The sequence below is a fragment of the Nocardiopsis halotolerans DSM 44410 genome (assembly GCF_000341065.1).
Taxonomy (GTDB): Bacteria; Actinomycetota; Actinomycetes; order Streptosporangiales; family Streptosporangiaceae; genus Nocardiopsis; species Nocardiopsis halotolerans.
Window position 1 is genome coordinate 1 of record NZ_ANAX01000311.1, and the last position, 1,517, is coordinate 1,517.

Consider the following 1,517-nt stretch of genomic DNA (forward strand, 5'->3'; position numbering starts at 1 on the left):
GCGACCGTGGTGCCCTCGGGGAGTTCGGCGAGGGCGTCGTCCACGTCCAGGGCGCTCGTCGCGGACGCCTCCCGTCCGGTGTACGGCTCCGCCGAGCCCATGAGCTCGCGGACACCGTCGGGATCGCCGGTGCGGGCGGCGAGTTCGTGTCGCAGCAGTCCGGCCAGGGTGGTGGCGCGCAGGCGGGGCACACCGGTGGCCGGATCGCGGTCCACGTGCAGGTCCACGTCGCTCTCGGCGGCGTGGCGGGGCGTGGCCCGGGCGGCGCCGACGTGGGTGTCGGAGAGCAGGCACAGCCGGAGGGTGATCTCCCAGAGCAGCCCGGGCCCGGCCGCTCCGCCGCTCACCCGGGGCCTCCCCCGGCGGTGCGGTCCCCCTCGGTGCCGAGCACGCGTGCGGCTTCGGCCAGCCAGGAGGAGACCAGGAGCAGGGTGAGGCGGGCGGCGGCACGGTGCTCCCAGTCCCGGGCGTGGTCGGAGAGACCGCCGGGACACTCACCGGGCGGCAGTCCGTCCGGCAGGGAGAGGTCCACGGCGGCGATCGCCCGGGCGTAGGCGGGACTGTGCCCGGGATCGGGGCGGTTGTCGCGCCACCACGCGGCGGTGTCGCCGGACACGCGCCCCAGCCAGGACTGGACGGTGACGGTACGGGCACGGCCGGGGCGGGCCAGGCGCGCCCGGGCCAGGGCGCGTACGGCGCGGTCGTGCAGGGGTTTGTGGGCTCCGGTGGCACCCGTGTGCTCGGGCGGGCGCCCCGAGACGGCGCGACCGAGGGCGGACAGGGCGTCCCCGGGGGTGTGGTGGGGATGGGCGACGACCTCGCGCAGACGGCCCAGCAGGCTGGGGGTGAGCGGGCCGAGCCAGCGGGCGGAGGCCCGTACCAGGGCGCGGGCGTGGTCGCGGACGGGCTGGGCGGCGGCGTTCCACAGGAGCGCGTCGTGGAGGTCGCGCGGTTGGCCTTCCGGGAGCGGGAACGGGAACGGCACGTCGGGTACGGCACGGCCGTCGGGAAGGGCGACGGTGCCCGGTGGCCGACCGGCGAGGGGGACGGCCACCGGTGCGAGGGGCTCGGGGCCGGGAGGGGGCGGGGACAGCAGGGTGAACTGGCCGTGGCCGTCCACGACCCGTTCGCCCAGGGGGTGGGCCTCGAGGTCGCGGACCCGCGCGGTGTCCAGATCGCGGTCCAGGCGCAGGCGGACCACCGCGCCGGGGCTGGCGGCCCAGCGCTGGGCCATGGGGCCGTGGTAGCCGCGGTGGTAGGCGCCCACGAGTTCGGCCTCGACGTGGCTGGCGAGGACGTGCGCGCGGGTGTCGGGCAGGCGCTGGTCCAGGAGGTCGAGCACGGCGGGCACCAGGTCCCCGGGGCGGGCCTGGCCGTCGGCGCCGACCAGCAGCGCCGGGGAGAGCAGGAGCAGGTCGACGGGGGTTCCGGCCGCCCAGGAGCGGGCGCCCGTGGGTTCGACCCGGTCCGGGTACAGGAGCCGGTCGGGGTCGGCGGGGGGCACACGGACGCCGCCG

At 78.2% G+C, this 1,517-nt stretch carries 1 protein-coding gene and 1 pseudogene; both read right to left on the bottom strand.

Annotation, left to right across the window (positions count from 1 at the left end; translation table 11 throughout):
• Positions 1-347 (bottom strand): RAMP superfamily CRISPR-associated protein (locus D455_RS31405; RefSeq protein WP_040685066.1); only part of this gene is annotated, 347 nt, incomplete at its 3' end.
• A pseudogene (locus D455_RS31410) lies at positions 344-1,517 on the bottom strand (hypothetical protein); the annotation flags it as partial. The gene D455_RS31405 and the pseudogene D455_RS31410, both read right to left, overlap by 4 nt.